The sequence below is a fragment of the Campylobacter sp. RM16187 genome, from assembly GCF_025319965.1.
In the GTDB taxonomy this organism is placed as follows: Bacteria; Campylobacterota; Campylobacteria; order Campylobacterales; family Campylobacteraceae; genus Campylobacter_A.
The window spans coordinates 1,505,275-1,525,304 of record NZ_CP012549.1 but is presented as its reverse complement, the minus strand read 5'-3'; the positions used below and the strand labels follow the sequence as shown (position 1 = coordinate 1,525,304).

At 38.0% G+C, this 20,030-nt stretch carries 20 protein-coding genes and 1 tRNA gene; 14 read left to right on the top strand and 7 right to left on the bottom strand.

All coding sequences use genetic code 11. From position 1 onward, the window contains the following. Positions 1-34 precede the first annotated feature (34 nt). The 6 genes from CDOMF_RS08125 to CDOMF_RS08100 all read left to right on the top strand — a co-directional run bounded on the left by CDOMF_RS08125 (position 35) and on the right by CDOMF_RS08100 (position 6,227). Positions 35-400, top strand: coding sequence for a chemotaxis response regulator CheY (locus CDOMF_RS08125; protein ID WP_169973006.1), 366 nt, complete (start codon positions 35-37; stop codon positions 398-400). A 14-nt stretch (positions 401-414) separates the two neighbouring features. Next, positions 415-1,239, top strand: coding sequence for a 50S ribosomal protein L11 methyltransferase (locus CDOMF_RS08120; protein WP_260953160.1), 825 nt, complete (start codon positions 415-417; stop codon positions 1,237-1,239). Positions 1,240-1,254: 15 nt separating this feature from the next. Beyond that, a complete protein-coding gene (gene ftsH / locus CDOMF_RS08115) occupies positions 1,255-3,198 on the top strand; it encodes an ATP-dependent zinc metalloprotease FtsH (RefSeq protein WP_260951494.1) in 1,944 nt (647 codons plus the stop codon). Positions 3,199-3,211: 13 nt separating this feature from the next. Then, positions 3,212-3,835, top strand: a complete 624-nt coding sequence (locus CDOMF_RS08110) for a phosphatidylserine decarboxylase (RefSeq protein ID WP_260951493.1) — start codon at positions 3,212-3,214, stop codon at positions 3,833-3,835. Further along, a complete protein-coding gene (gene pssA / locus CDOMF_RS08105) occupies positions 3,832-4,569 on the top strand; it encodes a CDP-diacylglycerol--serine O-phosphatidyltransferase (protein ID WP_169973012.1) in 738 nt (245 codons plus the stop codon). The genes CDOMF_RS08110 and pssA overlap by 4 nt, the downstream gene beginning before the upstream one ends. 134 nt (positions 4,570-4,703) lie before the next feature. Continuing rightward, positions 4,704-6,227: a 2-isopropylmalate synthase gene (locus CDOMF_RS08100; RefSeq protein WP_260951492.1), complete on the top strand. Its 1,524-nt coding sequence runs from the start codon at positions 4,704-4,706 to the stop codon at positions 6,225-6,227. A 52-nt stretch (positions 6,228-6,279) separates the two neighbouring features. Here CDOMF_RS08100 and CDOMF_RS08095 read toward each other — a convergent pair whose 3' ends face one another. Beyond that, entirely contained in the window at positions 6,280-6,633 is a 354-nt protein-coding gene (locus CDOMF_RS08095; RefSeq protein ID WP_260951490.1) for a DUF805 domain-containing protein, read from the bottom strand. 199 nt (positions 6,634-6,832) lie between these two features. Between CDOMF_RS08095 and CDOMF_RS08090 the strand changes: the two genes are divergently transcribed. Then, entirely contained in the window at positions 6,833-7,945 is a 1,113-nt protein-coding gene (locus CDOMF_RS08090; protein WP_260951489.1) for a tetratricopeptide repeat protein, read from the top strand. A 99-nt stretch (positions 7,946-8,044) separates the two neighbouring features. Here CDOMF_RS08090 and CDOMF_RS08085 read toward each other — a convergent pair whose 3' ends face one another. From CDOMF_RS08085 to der, 5 genes are all read right to left on the bottom strand, one after another. Beyond that, entirely contained in the window at positions 8,045-10,390 is a 2,346-nt protein-coding gene (locus tag CDOMF_RS08085; RefSeq protein WP_260951488.1) for a tetratricopeptide repeat protein, read from the bottom strand. After that, entirely contained in the window at positions 10,390-11,634 is a 1,245-nt protein-coding gene (gene serS / locus CDOMF_RS08080; protein WP_260951487.1) for a serine--tRNA ligase, read from the bottom strand. Before serS ends, CDOMF_RS08085 begins: the two co-directional genes overlap by 1 nt. Positions 11,635-11,641: 7 nt before the next feature. Then, positions 11,642-12,607 (bottom strand): tryptophan--tRNA ligase, encoded by a 966-nt coding sequence (trpS, locus tag CDOMF_RS08075; RefSeq protein ID WP_260951486.1) that lies wholly within the window; start codon positions 12,605-12,607, stop codon positions 11,642-11,644. A 70-nt stretch (positions 12,608-12,677) separates the two neighbouring features. Beyond that, positions 12,678-13,190: a shikimate kinase gene (locus CDOMF_RS08070; RefSeq protein WP_260951485.1), complete on the bottom strand. Its 513-nt coding sequence runs from the start codon at positions 13,188-13,190 to the stop codon at positions 12,678-12,680. Then, positions 13,180-14,553 carry a ribosome biogenesis GTPase Der gene (gene der, locus CDOMF_RS08065; RefSeq protein WP_260951484.1) on the bottom strand — a complete coding sequence of 458 codons (1,374 nt, stop codon included), beginning with the start codon at positions 14,551-14,553 and terminating at the stop codon, positions 13,180-13,182. Before der ends, CDOMF_RS08070 begins: the two co-directional genes overlap by 11 nt. A 107-nt stretch (positions 14,554-14,660) precedes the next feature. Here der and CDOMF_RS08060 point away from each other — a divergent pair, with 107 nt between their 5' ends. The 7 genes from CDOMF_RS08060 (at position 14,661) to CDOMF_RS08030 (ending at position 18,307) form a co-directional block, all read left to right on the top strand. Next, positions 14,661-15,551 (top strand): DMT family transporter, encoded by an 891-nt coding sequence (locus CDOMF_RS08060; protein ID WP_260951483.1) that lies wholly within the window; start codon positions 14,661-14,663, stop codon positions 15,549-15,551. Further along, a complete protein-coding gene (gene kdsA, locus CDOMF_RS08055; RefSeq protein ID WP_260951482.1) occupies positions 15,551-16,351 on the top strand; it encodes a 3-deoxy-8-phosphooctulonate synthase in 801 nt (266 codons plus the stop codon). The genes CDOMF_RS08060 and kdsA overlap by 1 nt, the downstream gene beginning before the upstream one ends. A 2-nt stretch (positions 16,352-16,353) precedes the next feature. Then, positions 16,354-16,824 (top strand): 6,7-dimethyl-8-ribityllumazine synthase, encoded by a 471-nt coding sequence (gene ribH / locus CDOMF_RS08050; protein ID WP_170019359.1) that lies wholly within the window; start codon positions 16,354-16,356, stop codon positions 16,822-16,824. Position 16,825: 1 nt separating this feature from the next. Further along, on the top strand, positions 16,826-17,221 hold the full coding sequence (gene nusB, locus CDOMF_RS08045) for a transcription antitermination factor NusB (protein ID WP_260951481.1): 396 nt from the start codon (positions 16,826-16,828) through the stop codon (positions 17,219-17,221). After that, positions 17,218-17,913: an orotidine-5'-phosphate decarboxylase gene (gene pyrF, locus CDOMF_RS08040; RefSeq protein WP_260951480.1), complete on the top strand. Its 696-nt coding sequence runs from the start codon at positions 17,218-17,220 to the stop codon at positions 17,911-17,913. The genes nusB and pyrF overlap by 4 nt, the downstream gene beginning before the upstream one ends. Continuing rightward, on the top strand, positions 17,906-18,004 hold the full coding sequence (locus CDOMF_RS08035; protein WP_249321519.1) for a helix-hairpin-helix domain-containing protein: 99 nt from the start codon (positions 17,906-17,908) through the stop codon (positions 18,002-18,004). The genes pyrF and CDOMF_RS08035 overlap by 8 nt, the downstream gene beginning before the upstream one ends. A 212-nt stretch (positions 18,005-18,216) precedes the next feature. Next, positions 18,217-18,307 (top strand) — tRNA-Ser (locus CDOMF_RS08030). 342 nt (positions 18,308-18,649) lie between these two features. Here the strand turns inward: CDOMF_RS08030 and CDOMF_RS08025 are convergent. Then, positions 18,650-19,996, bottom strand: a complete 1,347-nt coding sequence (locus tag CDOMF_RS08025; protein WP_260951479.1) for an ATP-binding protein — start codon at positions 19,994-19,996, stop codon at positions 18,650-18,652. Between the last annotated feature and the right edge of the window lie 34 nt (positions 19,997-20,030).

The following is a 20,030-nucleotide window of genomic DNA, read 5'->3' as shown; positions in this document are numbered from 1 at the left end:
GATAAAATAGACCAAAATTTTAAAAGGAATGATTGTGAAAATATTAGTAGTAGACGATAGTTCTACGATGAGAAGAATTATAAAAAACACTCTGCAAAGGCTCGGTCATCAAGATATTTTAGAGGCTGAAAATGGTCTTGAAGCTTGGCAGCTACTAACTCAAAATAGTGATATAGATATACTTATAACCGACTGGAATATGCCTGAAATGAACGGACTCGAGCTTGTAAAAAAAGTTCGAGCAGAGCAAAAATATGTAGATATGCCTATCATAATGGTTACTACAGAAGGCGGTAAAGCCGAGGTTATAACGGCTTTAAAAGCGGGCGTAAACAACTATATAGTTAAACCTTTTACACCTCAGGTTCTAAAAGAGAAGCTTGAAGACGTTATCGGTTAATGCAAAATTCTCCTTTGAAAGAAAAATTTTATGAGCTAAGTGTTGTTTCTAGCAATGCTCGTGATTTATTACTAGATCTTGTTTTTGCCTTTGGAATAACCTGTGTAGAAGAGATTGAAAATGGATTTATAATCAGAGATGAGGACGATCTTAGCGGGATTCAATTTGGCTTAATTGAGTATGTAAAAGCGGCTGAAAAATCTCTTGATAAAAAGATCGATCTTAAGCTTGATTTGCAGGTTAAAGAAAATAAAGATTGGATTAATGAATATAAAAAAAATGTTAAGCCCATCAAGCTTGGTAAATTTTATATACGTCCAAGCTGGGAAAATCCTAGAGAAGATCTTTTGAATATTATAATAGACCCTGCCTTGGCATTTGGCTCCGGACATCACGAGAGCACAAGCGCTTGTATAAGTTTTTTGCAAAAATATGCAAAAGAAGGAATGAGTGCTATTGATGTTGGTTGTGGAAGCGGTATTTTAAGCATAGCATTGGCAAAACTTGGATGCAATGTAGATGGTTGCGATACGGATGAGCAGGCAACTTACAGTTCTAAACAAAATGCAGAGTTAAACGATGTTAAATTTAATAAAATTTGGACCGGTTCCATATCAAATTTAGACGTTAAATACGATATTGTTGTGGCCAATATTATAGCTGATGTTATATTAATATTAAAAAATGATTTGATAAAATTACTCAAAGATGGTTCTTGTCTGATTTTAGCAGGTGTGCTAGAAAAATATAAAGAGCGTATCTTAGAGGCCTTTGCTTCACTTAAGCTTGTTGAATTAAACACGCAAAATGAGTGGAGTAGCTTCGTATTTCAAAAATAATTTTTAAGGGACATAATGAACAATAAAAGATTCGATGAAGATAGAAATTCAAATAATAATAATGGCAATAACGGATTTTTTAATAAGAATCCGATTTTTATTTTTGCTATTTTTGCTATCGTTATTATTTTGGTATTTAGAGGTTTTACAGATAATATGGAGATGAGCGGTTCATTTGGAGGTCAAACAGCTACTAAGAGTGTGACATATTCTGAATTAAAAGAGATGATTAAAAACAAGCAAATTTCTCAAGTAGGAATTGCAGAAACGTCCATTAAAGCACTTGGCAATATGGGAGATGGCAGAAGCGTATTTATAGCAAAACGAGTGAACGACCCGACTTTGGTTCCTTTGCTTGAAGAAAACAAGATACCTTATGGCGCGTATAGCGAGACGAACTGGTTTAGCGAACTGCTATTTTCTTGGGTGCTTCCTATATTCATATTCTTTGGAATTTGGATGTTTCTTGCAAGCAGAATGCAAAAAAACATGGGCGGAGGCATACTTGGTATGGGAAGCTCCAAAAAGCTTGTGAATTCAGAAAAGCCAAAGGTGAAATTTACCGATGTAGCGGGCGTTGAAGAGGCTAAGGAAGAGGTTAAAGAGATAGTTGATTTTCTAAAGCATCCTGATAGGTATATAAATTTGGGAGCTAAAATCCCAAAGGGTGTGCTTTTGGTTGGACCTCCAGGCACCGGTAAAACACTTCTTGCAAAAGCGGTTGCAGGAGAAGCGGATGTGCCGTTTTTCTCGGTTTCTGGTTCAAGTTTTATAGAGATGTTTGTGGGTGTTGGTGCAAGCCGTGTTCGCGATCTTTTTGAAAATGCCAAAAAAGAAGCCCCTGCGATCGTCTTTATCGACGAGATAGACGCCATAGGTAAAAGCCGTGCGGCAAGCGGTATGATAGGTGGAAATGATGAAAGAGAGCAGACTCTAAATCAGCTTCTAGCTGAGATGGATGGCTTTAGCTCGGATGCTTCTCCTGTTATAGTTTTGGCTGCGACAAACCGCCCTGAAGTGCTTGATGCTGCGCTTTTAAGACCTGGAAGATTTGATAGGCAAGTGCTTGTCGATAAGCCTGATTTTAAAGGAAGAATCGATATCTTACGCGTACACATGAAAGATATCAAACTTGATCCAAATGTAGATATCGAGGGGATCGCTCGCATGACGGCAGGACTTGCAGGAGCCGATCTTGCAAATATTATAAACGAGGCTGCGCTTCTAGCGGGAAGAAAAGAGAAAAATTATGTCGAGCAAAAAGATCTGGTTGAAGCAGTTGAGCGCGCTATCGCAGGACTTGAAAAGAAATCAAGACGTATAAATCCAAAAGAAAAGCGTATCGTGGCATATCATGAAAGCGGACATGCGCTGATTTCAGAAACTACAAAAGGTGCCGATAAAGTAACGAAAGTTTCCATTATACCTCGTGGGCTGGCGGCTCTTGGATATACGCTAAATACTCCCGAAGAGAATAAATTTATGATGCAGCGCCATGAGCTAATCGCTCGTGTTGATGTGCTTTTAGCAGGAAGAGCTGCCGAAGAGGTCTTTATAAAAGAGATTTCGACAGGTGCGGGCAACGACCTTGAGCGCGCAACAGACATATTAAAAGCTATGGTATCGGTTTATGGGATGAGTGATGTTGCCGGACTTATGGTGCTTGAGAAACAAAGAAATACATTTTTAACGGGTGGGCAAAGTATTAAAGACTATAGCGATAAGATGGCTGAAAAGGTTGATGAATTCGTTAAGAGTACGCTTGAAGCCAGATATAATGAGGTTTTGCAAACCCTTAGAACGTATAGTGGTGCTATCGAAAAGATGGTTGAGGCTCTATACGAACAAGAGACTATCGAGGGCGCCAAGGTTAGAGAGATTATAAAAGCTTATGAAAATGAAAACGGACTTCCTAGTCGTCTTATTGAAGAGCATAATGATAGCGAGCAAAAGTCTTAGAACGGAGTAGAGTGTGGAGATTGTCGCTAAGCAGGGCTATAAATATATACTAATTTTTAGTTTTTTGTTTTTATCGTCGGTGTTTTTTGACACTCTCTGGGTTCTGTTTTTAACACTTTTTGTTATCACCTTTTTTATTTTTAGAAACCCTAAAAGAGAGAAGGGAAGTAACGACGAATACGCTATTTTAAGCCCTATTGACGGCAAAGTAAAAAGCATTAGGAGAATTTCTTATTTAGGAGATGATTCTATTGAGATTGTTATCTGCAAATCAATTTTAGGATCAGGTTCTCTTAAAGCTCCTTGCGATCTTAAGCTTGTTGAATTAAGGCGAAGACATGGGCTATTTTTATGCAGTACTATGAAGTCTTCAAATTCTTTAAATGAAAGAGCTTTATATCTTTGTAAGCATGGAAATTTAAAGATAGCCATACGCACTATAGCGGGGGCTTTAAGCAGAAGCTTATCAGTTGAGAAATTTGAGGATTTAGAAGCTGGGGATAAATTCGGGTTTATAGGAGATGGACTAGTTGTGTTGATACTGCCTGCCAATGCTCGCATAAGTGCTGCTATAGGAGATAGTGTAAAGGCGACTTGTAGCGTAATTGGATTTTTTAATCATGAGGATAGAAGATGAGAGAGAATGACAAACTTCAGCTTATGTATATATTTCCAAATTTATTTACCGCAGCTAGTGCATTTTTGGGTGTCATTAGTATTATTGCTTCTGTAAATGGACAATATTTTAAAGCGATAACATATATAGTATTTTCTCTTATTCTTGACGGACTTGATGGTAGGGTAGCTAGACTTACTAAGACTACTTCGAAATTTGGAGTAGAGTTTGATAGTCTCGCAGATATTGTAGCATTTGGTGTTGCTCCTGCTATGCTATTTTATTTTTCGGTAGGGCAAAATTTTGGACGATTAGGCTCTCTTGTTGCAGCGCTTTTTGTAGTGTTTGGTGCTATTAGACTTGCTAGATTTAATGTGATGACGGGCACATATGAGCCTTCGGTATTTATTGGTCTTCCTATACCAACAGCTGCTATTGTAAGCGCTTTTTGGGTTGGGCTTAGTTTAGAATATAGTTTTGCTAGAAGCGCCGAGTGGTTTTTGCTAATACTTCAGTCCGTTCTTTCTGTATTGATGGTTAGTAATATACGTTATCCAAGCTTTAAAAAAATAGATTTAAAACAGGCTAATTTTTTAAAAATTTTAATAATTTTAACTATTATATGCTCTTTGCTCTATATATATCCCATAGAAGTTCCTGCGGCTTTAATGACTATTTACGTTTTTTATGGTATAGTTAGATTTATCTATATGTTTATCAAAAAGAATCCTAAATTTAAAAAGGAGAGCGAATGAGTATCGATTCTGGCATATATTTCATCCAAATTTTCTTTCAAATTAAACACGCTCTGCTGCTGCGCTAAGCAGCTACTACTCACTCTTAAACTCATTAAATTTACAAATTTCAAAAAACTTAACAAGGATCTAAAATGAATAATAATAAAATAATTATATTTGATACCACATTAAGAGATGGCGAGCAAAGCCCTGGTGCCTCAATGAATACTGAAGAGAAGTTAAGAATAGCTCTTCAACTTGAGCGCCTTGGAGTGGATGTGATGGAGGCCGGGTTTGCTGCAGCAAGCCCGGGAGACTTTGATGCGATAAATCAGATAGCAAAGCAGTCTTCAAATATTACTGTTTGTTCTCTTGCAAGAGCCGTAGAAAGAGATATCAAAGCTGCCGGAGAGGCTATATTTCCTGCTAAAAAAAAGAGAATCCATACATTTATCGCTACAAGTCCGATTCATATGGAGTATAAGCTTAAGATGAAACCTGACGAAGTGATACACCGTGCTGTTGAAGCTGTAAAATATGCTAAAACATTTTGTGATGACGTTGAGTTTAGTTGCGAGGATGCGGGTAGGACTGAGCTAGGATTTATGAAAGAGATTTGTGAAGCTGTTATAGAAGTTGGAGCAAAGACTATAAATCTGCCCGATACAGTGGGATATCGCCTACCAAACGAGCTTACGGCAATGATAAGCGAGATGGTAAAATTTATAAATGGGCGAGCAATAGTCTCAGTCCATAATCATAACGATTTAGGGCTTGCCACGGCAAACTCTCTTGCTGCTGTTATGGCGGGAGCCAGACAGGTTGAGTGCACGCTAAACGGACTTGGAGAGCGCGCGGGTAATGCAAGTCTAGAAGAGATCGTGATGGCGATAAAAACGCGTCAGGATATATTTGCGCCGCTTTATACCGACATAATCTGCAAAGAAATTTATCCAAGCTCTCGTCTTGTAGCAACAATAACAGGTATCGAGCCTCAGCCAAATAAGGCTATAGTGGGTAAAAACGCCTTTGCTCACGAAAGTGGAATTCACCAAGACGGCGTATTAAAACATAAAGAAACTTATGAGATAATCTCAGCTGAAAGCATAGGGCTTGAGAAAAATTCATTGGTTCTTGGTAAACATTCTGGACGTCACGCTTTTAAAGATAAACTAATAAGTCTTGGTTTTGAGCTTGATAGCGAAGCGCTAAACGAAGCGTTTGATAAATTTAAAGAGCTTGCCGATAAGAAAAAAGAGGTATTTGATGATGATATCCGCGCTCTTGTTACTAGTGAATTTATTAAAATTCCGCAAGCTTACGAAATAGTAACTCTAAGTCAAAATAACTGCAATAAAGGGCTTGCAAGTGCTGCTGTAACGATAAAGCATAAGGATGAGTTTATTAGCGATGCGGCTCTTGGAAATGGAACAGTAGATGCGATATTTAAGGTTATTGATCGCATAAGTAAGATAAATGGAGTATTAAAAGACTATAAAGTAAGTGCGGTTAGTCAGGGTAAAGATGCTTTGGCTAGCGTTATAGTTAAGGTCGAATTTGATAAAAATAACGCTGTTATAGGACATGGGCTTGATATAGATACTATGATGGCTAGTGCGAAGGCCTATGTAGGTGCGTTAAATAGCTTTATTAGGATCAAAAATTTAAGTAAATAGATATAATCTAAAAATTAGCTCGCAACCACTCAGGTTACGAGCTAATTTAATTTTATTCTAAAACAGGGTCGTCTCCAAATTGATTAGGGCCTATTGTTCCACGCTTTACAAACCATATTATAAGTATGATTATCCCTATAATCGGTATTAAAAACAGAAGATAAAACCAGCCACTTTTATTGATATCGTGTAGTCTTCTTACGGAGACAGAAATAGTTGGCAAAAAAAGCACTAATACAGATATGGTATAAAATATTGAAGAATTTATCGTCGTGTCTATCGCGCTTGCCAATATGTATACGAGAACATTAAAAAGTGCGAACCACCAATACTCAGACCTAGATGCTCTGCCATGAAATGTTGCATAGTTGCTAAAGCAATTTTTTATAGATTGAGAAAAAGTCATTAATTATCCTTGATTAAAAAATATTACTTATATTTTATAAAAACAACTAAAAAATTAAAATAATAAAATTAGATTAATAAAATTTTTCGGAAAATATTTAATCTACAAGTGTTCTTGTGAGAAACAACACATTATATTGATATTTGGTAATAAAATCTATTATAATGGCAATATTAAAATTTCACACAAGGAGATCGCTATGAAAAAGTTGGTTTTTATCGTTTTTGCCGTGCTACTTACGCTTTGCGCCCATGCAAGAACTAACGCATCAATCGCAAACGAGTTAAGAATAGATAATAAATTTAGAGAGTCTATCCCGTTTGAGCACGAAGCTTGCGTAAAGGATAAGGTTTGGTCATCTTGTAAGCAGCTTGGCTCGCATTATGATTTTGGAAGACCGGGCGTTGCAAGCGATCCGCAAAAAGCTATTATGTATTACAAAATGTGCTGCGACCTAAATAATCAAGACAAAATGTGTTGCGAAAAGGGTTACGCAAAAGAGCTTGCGCAAAAATATGAAGAGGGCTGCAAAGCAAATGATGCTGCAAGTTGCGGCAAGCTAGCCATCGCTGCTTATAATAAAAAAGACTTTCAAACGTCGTTTAAGTATGCAAAAAAAGGTTGTGATATCGGCAAAGATGAGGAATCTTGCGTATATCTTGCCTCTATGTATTACTACGGTGATGGTGTAGAGAAGGATTATGAAAAGGCTTTTGAGGTCTATAGTGGCTTGTGCGAAAGAGGTGTATATAATATGTGCCCTACGGTGGGCTTTTTTTACGCTGATGGTATAGGCGTGAAACAAGATATCAAAAAAAGCAAAGAGATTTTAGAGAAAATTTGCCCCGATAAATATCCTGAAGGTTGCACCCAACTAGGCGTGCTTTATGAAACTGATAAATACGGTATGAAGGATGAGAAAAAGGCGACTGAGTTATTTTCTATCGCTTGCAAGCACAACAGAAAAAGCAAAGCTTGCGAAAGGCTAGATAAAACCGCAAAAGAGGAGATAGCTTGCGAGAACAAAGATCCGCACGCTTGCTATATGGCGGCAAACGCTTATCAAAATGATCCTCAAAAGATGCTGTATTATTACGATAAGGCTTGCGAATACGGATATAGCAACGGTTGTTTTGGAGCCGCCGCTCTTAGCCAACAAGATGCTAAAAAAGCAATGGAGTACGCATATAAAGCTTGCAAATTAAATAGCGTTGATGCTTGCGAGTGGCTAACGCAAATTTCCACACAGGCTTGCCAAGCCGGCAATGAAGAGGGTTGCAAGTGGTTGGAAAGAATGAAAACGGGTAAATAAATTTAGTTCAATTACAAGCCGTTTGCTAAATTTGGCATTCGGCTTTGATGATGTGAACCATTAATTTATTCAAATAATTCTTAAAATAATATATTAAAGTTAATGCTTTAACATAAAATCAAAAAATTTGCTTTTAAATTTAGTATCTTTGATTAGATTGTATTGTATTACAGCAGCATCTATATTGCCAATCTCTTGATATAAGAGTGCAAGCGCCAGTCTGCTTTCAAAGGCGTTTGGATCGGTTAGCTTTGATAGCTCCAAAAGAGCGATTGCATTTTGAGGGTGATTGGAGCCTATTGCGGCCACAGATGTTAGAAACAGTGTTCCTGCGTCGGTAATCTTAAACTCATCTATGATTTTATTATATATTTGATAGCTCTCTTCGAAATCGTTAGTAAAAATATCGATATACGCGAGAGTTTGTAATAAATTTATATCATTTTGATTACCGTTTGCAATTAATTTTTTAAGTTTTTCTCTCTCGTAGTTAAGTAGTCCTGAAATTTGAAGAAGCTTAATATATTGTTCTTTGATAATGTTTGCGCCGTGATAAAAAGCTGCTTCATTTAGCTCTTTATTGTGAAAATAGATCTGAATTTGGCGTACATACTCTTTGATATTACTATCTTTAAATTTGGATATAAAGCTTAAAATATTTGATATTACGTCATTTGGAAGCTTCGATTTTAAAATTTCGCTCTTTGCGATAAAGTCCTCATCTCTATTTACAATTTTAGCTATTATCGCGTCAAATGCTAAATTTATAGCGCTCTCTTCCTTTTCTTCTTCAAGCCATCTTATTAGCGCATTTTGATTACCGGAGATGAGTTCCATTAGAGCCTTATACAAATTAACCTCTTTTATATTATGATCTTGCGCTAAATTTTCAGTTATCTCTTTAATAAATTTTGTGTTATTAATGCTATTTATATCGTTTGATATTGCGCCAAAAACTCCGGCAAGATGATTCGTTGGATCAAGGTGATAACTTGTAATAAAGTGCTTAGCCGCAAGAGAGAAGTTGCCAAGTTGAGCGTAGCTCAAAGCAAGGTTGTAGTGAAGCACTGAGTGTTCCGGATAGATTGAAATAAGCTTTGCAAAATGCGCATTTGCCTCTTTTAGTTTGTAGTTTAAAGCGCTTGCTATGGCTTTTGATATTTCTAAATTTACCTTTGATATCATTCCGCTTGTGTTTAGGTAATTGCTTGCTGCGCTTGCATCATCTAAAAACAGACTAACTCCACCTTTTCTTATGTAGTTTATCGTTTGGCCAGGATCAAAAACTTTGTAAGGTGCGAAATAAAACAAGACCTCATATCTTCTGGTTTTGTCAAAAAATATATCGTTTTTAAAATGCATTTGAGCTAAATTTACATCAAATAGTTCCGGTTTTAGTATCGTTTTAATCGGAAAATTATTATTTAAGAATAACGGATCTTTTAAAAAGACCATTTTTAGCCCATCGGCTGCAGCCGGATAGTTATTTGTTTTAATATCTATTAATGCCAGTATTGAGTCGATTTTATCAGTGTTGCTTTCACTTTTAAGAGCGATATTTAGCTTGTTTCTAGCCTTCTCATACTCCCCTTCTTTAGCGTAAAGCATACCAAGGGTCAAACTTGCATCAAATTCCCTTTGTTTTTCTAGTAGTTCTATAGCCTCTTTGTTTTGATTTAAATAGCTTAAAATTTTTGCACTAAGGTACTCATATTTGTCTTTATAGTGTCCGTTGACAGGATGGGAAAGTGCTCGCAAAGCCTCTATATAATGACTCTTGTAGTAGTTTATAAGTGCATAGTAGTAGTTATAAAGTGGAGAATCTGACTCATCTTGAAGAAATGAATTTGCTAAATCTATATAGTATTGAAAATTTTGCTTGTTATTAAGCTCTAGTGAGCATACAGCCGCATTTATAGCACTTACTGCTATATTTTCTTTGTTGTTGATCGCTTTTTTAAATGACTCTAGCGCATCATCAAATTTTTGTTGTCTCATTTGAGATACGCCTAAGTTGTAGTTTGATAAAGACTCGTTAAAAATTGCTATGTTTTCATAAATTTTAAGCGCTTCAAATTTATTGCCCTTTTCGTATAAGATATTAGCCTTTTGTATCATGTCATCGATCTTTGAAGCGCCAAATTTCTGCACTTCAAAGCGGTCTTCGATTTCTCTTGCGAGTTTAGACGGATCAATATCTGAACTCTTATCTTCTTTGAAAACAAAAAATAAAATTATAGCTATTAGTATAGCCGATACTAAGGCTGCAATTGCGACGATTATTAAAAGCTTTTTTTTGCTTTTTTTGACTACGATCTTCTCAGGCTGATCTGATTTGGCTTGCTCCTCTTGCAAACTATCAAGGGAGATAAGCCCTTCATCTTGAAGTTTTTCGTTTTTTGATTCGTCTGCTTCCTCTAGTATGACTACATTTTCTTCAGCCACTACATATACCTTTTAAGAACCTCTGGAATTTCTATCGTGCCGTCGCTTTTTTGGTAGTTTTCCATGATGGCTATAAGCGTTCTGCCTACCGCTAGGCTCGAGCCGTTAAGCGTGTGAACGAGAGTGTTTTTCTTGCCGTCTTTAAAGCGAATTTTTGCCCTTCTTGCTTGAAAATCACCAGTATTTGAGACCGAGCTTATCTCGCGGTACTTGTTTTGACCGGGTAGCCAAACTTCAAGGTCGATAGTCTTTGCCGCGCTAAAGCCAAGGTCTCCGCTGCAAAGAAGCAGATGGCGATGTGGTAAGCCAAGTGAAGTTAGCAAATCACTCGCGCAAGCTACCATCTCCTCAAATACCTTTTCGCTTTGAACAGGCGCGGTTATGCTTACAAGCTCTACCTTTTCAAACTGGTGCTGGCGTATCATGCCGCGCGTATCCTTGCCTGCAGAGCCCGCCTCTTGGCGAAAGCAAGCCGAGTAGCAAGTCATCTTGATAGGCAGGTTGCTAGCCTCGATGATCTCGTCATTGTATAAATTTGTCACAGGCACTTCGCTAGTTGGGATGAGATATAGATCCTCATCGCGAATTTTATAAAGATCTTCTTCAAATTTTGGAAGCTGTCCCGTGCCGTAAAGCGTGCGTGAATTTACTAAAAACGGCACGTTTACCAGCTCAAATCCGCGAGCCATGTTAAAATCAATCATATAATTAACTAGTGCTCTGCTAAGCTTCGCTCCGTCTCCTTTTAGCACCGTAAAGCGGCTTCCCGCAAGCTTTGCCCCGCGTTCAAAATCAAGCCAACCAAGCTTCTCGCCAAGCTCGTAGTGCTCCTTTGGCTCAAAGTCAAATTTGCGCGGTTCAAGCACTTTTTTAAGCTCGACGTTATCATCCTCATCTTTCCCAAAAGGCACGTCATCATCGGTGATGTTTGGCACACCTGAAGCTATGGCGTCAAGCTTTTCGTCAAGCTCGCGAACTACTTTTTCAGCTTCGCTCATCGCAGCTTTGTTTAGATTTAGCTCTTCTTTAAGCGCGCTTACATCCTCGCCACCTCTTGCTTTGATGCCAAGCTCCTTGCTTTTAGCGTTTTGGACGGCTTGTAAGCTTTCTAAATTTTGCCTTTTGGTTTTTAGCTCGTTAAAAGTGGCTAAAAGTTCGCTTAGAACTTCTTCTTTTATCTTCTTGCCTCGCAGTTTTGATACGAATTCATCGTAGTTTGTCTCAAGTAGTTTTAAATTTATCATGCTAATCCTATCTATAAATTCCGGTTGCCTCACGCACTCTTTCTATGAGCGGAAGCGCTACTTCGCGAGCCTTTTTTGCGCCCGCTAACAATATCTCATTTACCTCGCCTTCGTGATTTAAGTAGTATTCGTACTTCTCTCTTGCAGAGGCGAAATACTCCCATGCAAGCTCATTTAGATACATCTTAAAGTGTCCGTGTCCTTCGCCGCCGCGCTCATAACGCTGTTGAAGCGCTTTTTGCCCGCTCTCGTCCAAAAATAGCTTCGCGATATTATATACATTGCAGCCTCTCCACTCTTTTGGCTCTTCTAGGCTCGCGCTATCGGTTACTATCGAGCCGATTTGCTTTTTAAGCGTTTTTGCGTCGCTAAAGATATCGATCGTATTTTTATAGCTTTTACTCATCTTAGCTCCGTCAGTTCCAGGCACGGTTGCTACGTTTTCATCGACTTTGCTCTCAGGCAGAGTAAAAATTTCTCCATGTTCGTTGTTAAATTTGATGGCTATATCGCGAGCTATCTCGACGTGCTGAATTTGATCTTTGCCGACAGGAACGACGTTTGCGCTAAATAGCAAGATATCGGCAGCCATGAGCACTGGATAGCTAAAAAGCCCGTGATTTGCGCTTATGCCTTTAGCGATCTTGTCTTTATAGCTGTGCGCGCGCTCAAGCAGCCCCATCGGAGTGTATTGACTTAGCACCCAGTATAGCTCAAGCACCTCTTTTACGTCACTTTGCACCCAAAATACGCTTTTGTTCGGATCTATACCAAGCGAAAGAAATGCGCATGCTGCCTCAAAAGTATTTTGCTTAAGCCTGCTTGCTTCGCTAACTGAGGTCATGGCGTGATAGTTTGCGATAAACATAAACATATCACTTGAGTTTTGCGCGTCGACCATCTGCTTTATCGAGGCAAAATAGTTGCCCAGATGCAGCTTGCCTGAGGGCTGAAGTCCTGTTAGTACTCTCAAATTTTCATCCTTTTTCAAGCTTAAATTTTAGTTTTTCTCAAATTTGAGTTGTAAAATCTAAACCATACGTTCATTTTTTAATCTTATTTACAATCTCTTTAACTATATTTTTAGCGCTCTTTCCTTCGACATCAACGATGATATCGGCCTTTTTCTCATAAATTTTCTTTCTTGTTTTAAATAGCTCTTTTGCTTTGTTTCTATCTTTTAAAAGCGGGCGTTTGGCAAATTTCTTCTCTGCATTTTCGCTATTTTCTATGCGTTTTATTATGCCTTCAAAGCTTGATTTTAAATATATCACGGTGCCGATTTTGTTTAAATTTTTAACGTTTACAAAACCTCCGCCGCCTGCTATCACGCAGTTTTGCACGTTAGCGGCTAAATTTTTAGCGACTAAGCGCTCCTGCTTTCTAAAATACTCTTCGCCCTTTGTCTCAAAAATTTCACGAATTTTTAAATTTTCACTACTTTCGATAAGATCGTCCGTATCGAGCATAAGTCGCTTTAGTTTTTTGCAAAGCTCTCTTGCGACCGTGCCTTTACCTACGCCCATGAAGCCGATTAAGACTAAGTTACTGCTCATCTTTTTCCTCGCTATCGCTACTTCTGTTTTTTGGTATGAGCACGACAGGAACGCCGTTTAGATCAAATTTCTCGCGCAGTTTGTTTGTAAGATATCGTTTGTAACTAAAGTGAAGTGCGCGCGGACGGTTCATGATAAGAGCTATCTTTGGCGGTGCAAATCCAAACTGCACGGCATAGTAAATCTTCACACTCTTACCTTTTTCGCGCGGTATCGGGTGAATTTTGGTTGCCTCTTCGATGAGTTCGTTTAGCCTTGAGGTTTGAATTTTTTGAGTGAAATTTTTATAAACTTCAAAGATGAGCGAGTAAATTTTATGCACTCTCTTGCCGCCAAGTGCACTAACGCTGATTATCGGTGCGTAGGTTAGAAATTTAAACTTATCTTTGATGATCTTTTTCATCTCGTCAAACTCCACTTCGCTCTTGTCCCACTTGTTTAGCACGATTATCACGCCGAGGTTAAATTTGCTAGCAAGCCCTGCTATACGCTCATCAAGCTCGGTTAGCGGCTCTGAGCTATCAAGCACGAGTAGGGCGATATCGGTATTTTCAAGTACGCTTTCGGTTCTGTTTAGCGCGTATCTTTCGATGCCTTCTATCTTGCCGCGCTTTCTAATGCCTGCGGTATCGACAAATTCGATCACTCTATCTTCATAAACGAAGGTTTCATTTACAGGATCTATCGTGGTGCCTGCCACATCGCTTACAACGGCTCTTGCGTCTTTAACCAAAGCGTTTAAAAGCGAGCTTTTGCCTACGTTTACGCGGCCTATGATGCCAACTCTTATGTTTTTTTCTTCGAAATTTTGCTCGCCTTCTTCGTCAAGAGTCTCTAAAAAATCATCAAAATCTTCATCCAAATCAGGCTTTATCTCATCTTTAAGATGCCTATAAATCCACTTGCTAAGCTCATCAACTCCCGCGTTGTGCGTAACAGAGATGGCAAACAGATCCTTTGCGCCAAAGCTATCAAATTCCCAAGCTCGCTGCTCGTCTTTTTTGCTATCGACCTTGTTTATGACAAGTGCGGTTGGAATTCCTAGTCTTAAAAGCGCGTAAAACATCGCCTTGTCTTCATCATCAGGGAAATTTTTGCCGTCTACCATGTATATGATCGCGTCTGAGTTTTGAGCCTCTTTGAGCGTTTTTTCTTTGACGTTTCTAAAAAGCTCGCTACTCTCGTCAAGTCCGCCGCTATCTACTAAAATACACTTTTTATCGTCAATCGTTATCTCGGCTTTGTTTGTATCGCGAGTGGTTCCGCTTACGTCTGAAGTGATGGCTATGCGCTTTTTTGCCAAACGGTTAAAAAGCGAGCTTTTGCCTACGTTTGGCTTTCCGACAAGTATGATTTTTTGCACTTTATATTCCTTTAAATTTTGCTATTATACAAATTTTTAACTTACAATGTTTATAAATTAAGCCGTTTTGCACTACAATACGCTCAAATTTCAAAGAAGGTTAATAGTTGTTACATAAATTTCTAATGAGGCATTTGGGCACGTATTATATGATCATCGCTTGCATGCTCTTTGCGATAACGGGCGCTCTTGCGAAGGTCATAAGTGCTGATATGCCGTCTATCGAAGTTGTGTTTTTTAGAAATCTGATCGGCCTTGTGATGATCGTTTATTCGCTTTATAAACGCCCGGCTCATCAAAAGGGTGGGCATCCGTATCTGCTTATTTTTAGAGGAGTGATCGGCACGCTTGCGCTCTTTGCGTTTTTTTACAACATCGCTCATATAAATTTAGGCGCTGCGTTTACCTTTTCTAAGACTAGCCCGATATTTACAGCGCTTCTTGCCGCGATGTTTATGGGTGAGAAGTTAAGCTCGCGCGGTTGGATGGCGATATTTATCGGATTTGGCGGAATTTTGCTTATCATTCAGCCTGAGCTTGGCATCTCAAAGACCGATTGGCTTGGAATTTGGAGCGGAGTAGGGGCTGCGATGGCTTATACGAGCGTTAGGGAGCTTAAAAAAAGCTATGATACGCGCGTCATAGTCTTTTCTTTTATGGGATTTGGCACGGCTCTTCCGATCATATTTATGGCTTTGGCGGAGTTTATCCGGATAGACGGGTTTGAATTTTTGTTTTCTAAATTTGTCTTGCCCGATACGAAAAATATCTTTTTAATCGTTTTAATGGGTGTTGCGGGACTTTACTTTCAGATGTATCTTACTAAGGCTTATGCCGCCAGTAAAAAGGCCGGAACTGTCGCAGCCGTAAGCTATGCAGATGTTATCTTTACTATTATCATCGGGTATTTTATGGGAGATGGTTTGCCAAACATGGTTGCATTTTTAGGTATAATTCTAGTGATTCTTAGCGGAATTATAGTAGTAAAGGAGAAATAATGATACTAATCGCAGGGCCTTGCGTCATCGAGAGCGAAGAGCTTGTGTTTGAAGTGGCAAAAAGGCTTGTGAAATTTAATGAAGACAGTAGGATTGATTTTTATTTTAAATCAAGTTTTGATAAGGCAAACCGCACGAGTATAAGCAGTTTTAGAGGGCCTGGACTTGAAAAAGGGTGTGAAATTTTAGCACGAGTGAAAAAAGAATTTGGCTTTAAAATTTTAACAGATATTCATGAGAGCTATCAGGCTAAACCTGTGAGTGAAGTAGCCGATGTGCTTCAAATTCCCGCGTTTTTATGCCGCCAAACTGATTTGCTTGTGGCTGCGGCTAAGACAAATTCGGTTGTAAATATCAAAAAAGGACAGTTTTTAGCGGCTGACAATATGAAATATTCAGTTAAAAAAGTGCTTGAAACTCGCGGCATAGAGGGCGAGGGATATGAAGTAGCCAGGCAAAATGGAATTTGGTTAACCGAGCGAGGAAGCACATTTGGATATGGAAATTTAGTCGTTGATATGAGAAATTTAGTCCTCATGAGAGAGTTTGCTCCTGTAGTTTTTGACGTAACTCACAGCGTGCAGATGCCCGGAGTTGCGGGAGGTAAGAGCGGAGGGGACGCGAGATTTGTTCCTTATCTTGCAAGAGCGGCGGCAAGTGTGGGTGTGGACGGGTTTTTTTACGAGACGCATATAAATCCGTGTGAAGCGATGTGTGATGGACCAAATATGTTAAATTTAGACGAGCTGGATAGAGTTGTAGAGCAGACTTTAAAAATACAAGAAATTTTAAGGGGATAATTATGAACATAATCGAAGGAAATTTAAAACTAAGCGGAAAAGAAAAAATCGCAATTATCAACGCGAGGTTTAACCACATCATCACTGATAGGCTTGTCGAAGGCGCTAGAGATGCGTTTCTTCGCCACGGCGGAGATGAAAAAAATTTAAGCCTTATTTTAGTTCCGGGAGCATTTGAAATCCCTATGGCTCTTGAAAAGGCACTTGAGAGCGGCAAATGGGACGCGATATGCTGCGTTGGAGCGGTTATTAGAGGCTCAACTCCTCATTTTGACTATGTTTCGGCTGAAACTACAAAAGGCATCGCAAACGTAACTCTTAAATACGGCAAGCCCGTAACATTTGGCGTGCTAACGGTAGATAGTATCGAGCAGGCCATTGAGCGAGCGGGCAGCAAGGCCGGTAATAAAGGCTTTGAAGCGATGAGTGGGGCTATAGAGCTACTAAATCTATACAAAAACATAAAGGCTTAAAATGGCAACTCGTCATCAGGTTAGACAAGCCGTCATTTCTCTACTTTACGCTCAGGAGATGGGTAGCGAGATGAGTGAATTTAAGGATGAATTTTTAGAGGAAAAAAAGATAAGAAATGAGCAAAGAAATTTCACGACTTCGCTTTATGACGGAGTGAATGAAAATTTAGCCGCTATTGATGAGATCCTTAATGCACACTTAAAAGAGTATAAAATTCACGAAATCGGCGTTTTAGAAAGAGCGATACTCCGTCTTGGAGCTTACGAGATGAAATTTACGGACACCGATAAAGCGGTCGTGATAAACGAGGCGATAGAGCTTGCCAAAGAGCTTGGAAGCGACTCGGCTCCGAAATTTATAAACGGCGTGCTTGATGCCGCAAGGAGTGATATATGAAACTTTGTGTAGCTTTGGATATGCCTAATATGGAGCAAAATTTAGAGCTTGCTAGAAAGTTAAGTGGCCTTGATGTCTGGATGAAAGTTGGGCTTAGAAGTTATTTAAGAGACGGAGCTAAAATCATAAATGAGATAAAAAAAATAGATGATTTTAAAATTTTTTTAGATCTTAAACTCCACGACATACCAAACACGATGGCTGATGCCGCAGAAGTGATAGCAAGTCTGCCGGTAGATATGATAAACATCCATGCAAGTGCTGGAAAAAGAGCAATGGGTGAAGTTATGAACCGTTTAAATTTATTAAAAAATCGTCCCTTGGTTCTTGCTGTATCGGCGCTTACTAGTTTTAATGAGGATGGTTTTAGAATAGTTTATAACGACGATATAAAAAATTTTGTTCTTAAATTTTGTGTTAGTGCTTATGAAGTAGGTGTTGATGGGATGGTTTGTTCGGTATTTGAGAGTAATATGATAAAAGATGCGACATCACGTTTTTTCCTTACTTTAACTCCAGGAATTCGTCCTTTTAATGAGGATACGAACGATCAAAGTAGAGTAGCTGATTTGGATGCCGCAAAAAGAGAAAATAGCGATTTTATCGTAGTTGGCAGACCGATATATGAAGATAGTAATCCTAGGGAAATCTGCGAAAGAATACTATCTGAAATAGAAGTTGCAAATGAGTGAGCTTAGAAAAATTCCATTTGTCGGAAAATCTACCGAAGCAGATCTAATAGCTCTTGGATATTCAGATATAGCTTCGCTCAGATATGCTTGATCCTGAGGATATGTATAGGGCGAACTATCACAATGGATCGTGGAAGCGATAGGTGTATTTTGTATGTTTATCGCATGATCTGTTATTATGCGAATACTCTAAATCCGGATAAGAATAGGCTAAAATAGTGTCTTTGGAAAGATTAGTTAGAATTTACAAAATTTAAGCGGCATATCAGGAGCTATTTAATATAATCACATTTCTTCTTTTATGGACAGATGGGTGAGCGGCTGAAACCACACCCCTGCTAAGGGTGCAAGTCTTAATCGGGCTTCGAGGGTTCAAATCCCTCTCTGTCCGCCACTAAGCCCTAAAATACGGCATTTCAAAGCACTTTTAGAAAATTATAAAATCATGCCCCAGGTCAATATTATGTATATATGCTTATATCTCGATTAAAGTCATCCAAGTTTTGATTAATGTAATTAACATCGGGAATTTATGAAAACATAGTGGAGACCGTAAAAGACTTAAACGTTTCGGTCTATGTTAATTACGATTTTGCAAAATAGACGACAAATTTTATAAAAGATCAGAAAATTTATTAAATTTTAAAAATCAATGAAGTGCTAAAACAGAGCCTAATATTAAATTTAAAAATACTATTTAATGATTAAAAAGAATTGTTTTTATAGTCAAAATTATCTACACCAACTCCACCAATACGACTTCATCACCCTTAAGCTTCTTTAGTTCATCGGTAAAGCCACTTTTGCTAAATATAAAAAAATGCTTTATAGGCAAATTTGAGTCTATCTTTTTAGATTTTTCTTGCAAGTCTTTTAACACATCTATGCCTACTTTTTTATTAGAGTATTTACACTCTGCTGCTATTAGGTAGTCTTGCGCTATGCCTACAATGTCTATTTCTGTATCTTTGTCCCACCATCTACCGCATTTTATGAGACTATAATTATTCATCATATATCTTAGAGCCAGTTTTTCATATATAGGTGATATAAAGCTATTAAAGTTTTCTTTTAATATGTTTAAAACATAGTTAGTATTACCTATTTCTAGCTGGCTCTTGTAAGGTAGTACATAGCTAAACCAGAATCTAAAAAAATTATCTTTGATAAAGTAAAGCCCTTTTTTGCTCTTTAGTGGATTGCTCTCGGTTATCGGAACATCTTTATATATGATATCAAGCTCCATGAGCTTTGATATAAAAGAGGTGATGTTTTGAACATTCTTATTTAACTTGCCGGCTATATTTCCTATCTTGTGTTCTCCGTTCGCTATAGCTTCGAGTATAGAAAAGTAGGTGATCGGTTCGTTTACCTCATTTTGCAAGATGAATTGAGGTTCGTTGTATAAATATCCATTCGGATTTAATATATTTGTCTCTATGCTGTTAAATATATCACCGCTATCTCTAAACATCTCTAGGTATTTAGGCACTCCATAAAGCACGCTATAAAGCTCTATTAGCTCCTCTTTTGACTTATTATTAAAAAATTCTTTTAGATAATCAAACTCTATGGCCTCAAGTTTGATATCGCTTGTTCTTCTGCCATATAAAGGGGAATTGTAAGATAGAGTTTGCTCGTACATCATCGATATTATAGAGCCGCAAAGTATTAGGTGGATACTTTTATCTTTCAGTAGCTCATCTATTATGTATTGGAATTGTGACGGTATAGAGCTATCTATCTTGCTAAGATATTGAAATTCATCTATTATTATGATTATTTTTTTATCAAATTTCTTGTTTGAGAGATATTTAAATAGCTGCTTTATATCAGTTAGCTCTAAGCTCTTTAAAAGACTATCTTGTAAAAACTCTGCTACTATATCTTTAAATCTATTTAAAACTACATTAAAGTTTTCAAGAGTGGCCAAAAAGTATATAGAGGGCTTATCTTTTATAAATTCTTTTAAAAGCGTTGTTTTGCCGACTCTTCTTCTGCCGTATAGCACTGTAAATGAAAAATTAGAATTAGAATATTCGTCATTTAATAGCTTAAGCTCTTTAACTCTATCGGCAAACATACCTATCCTTTAATATCGTTTTTGAATTATAATA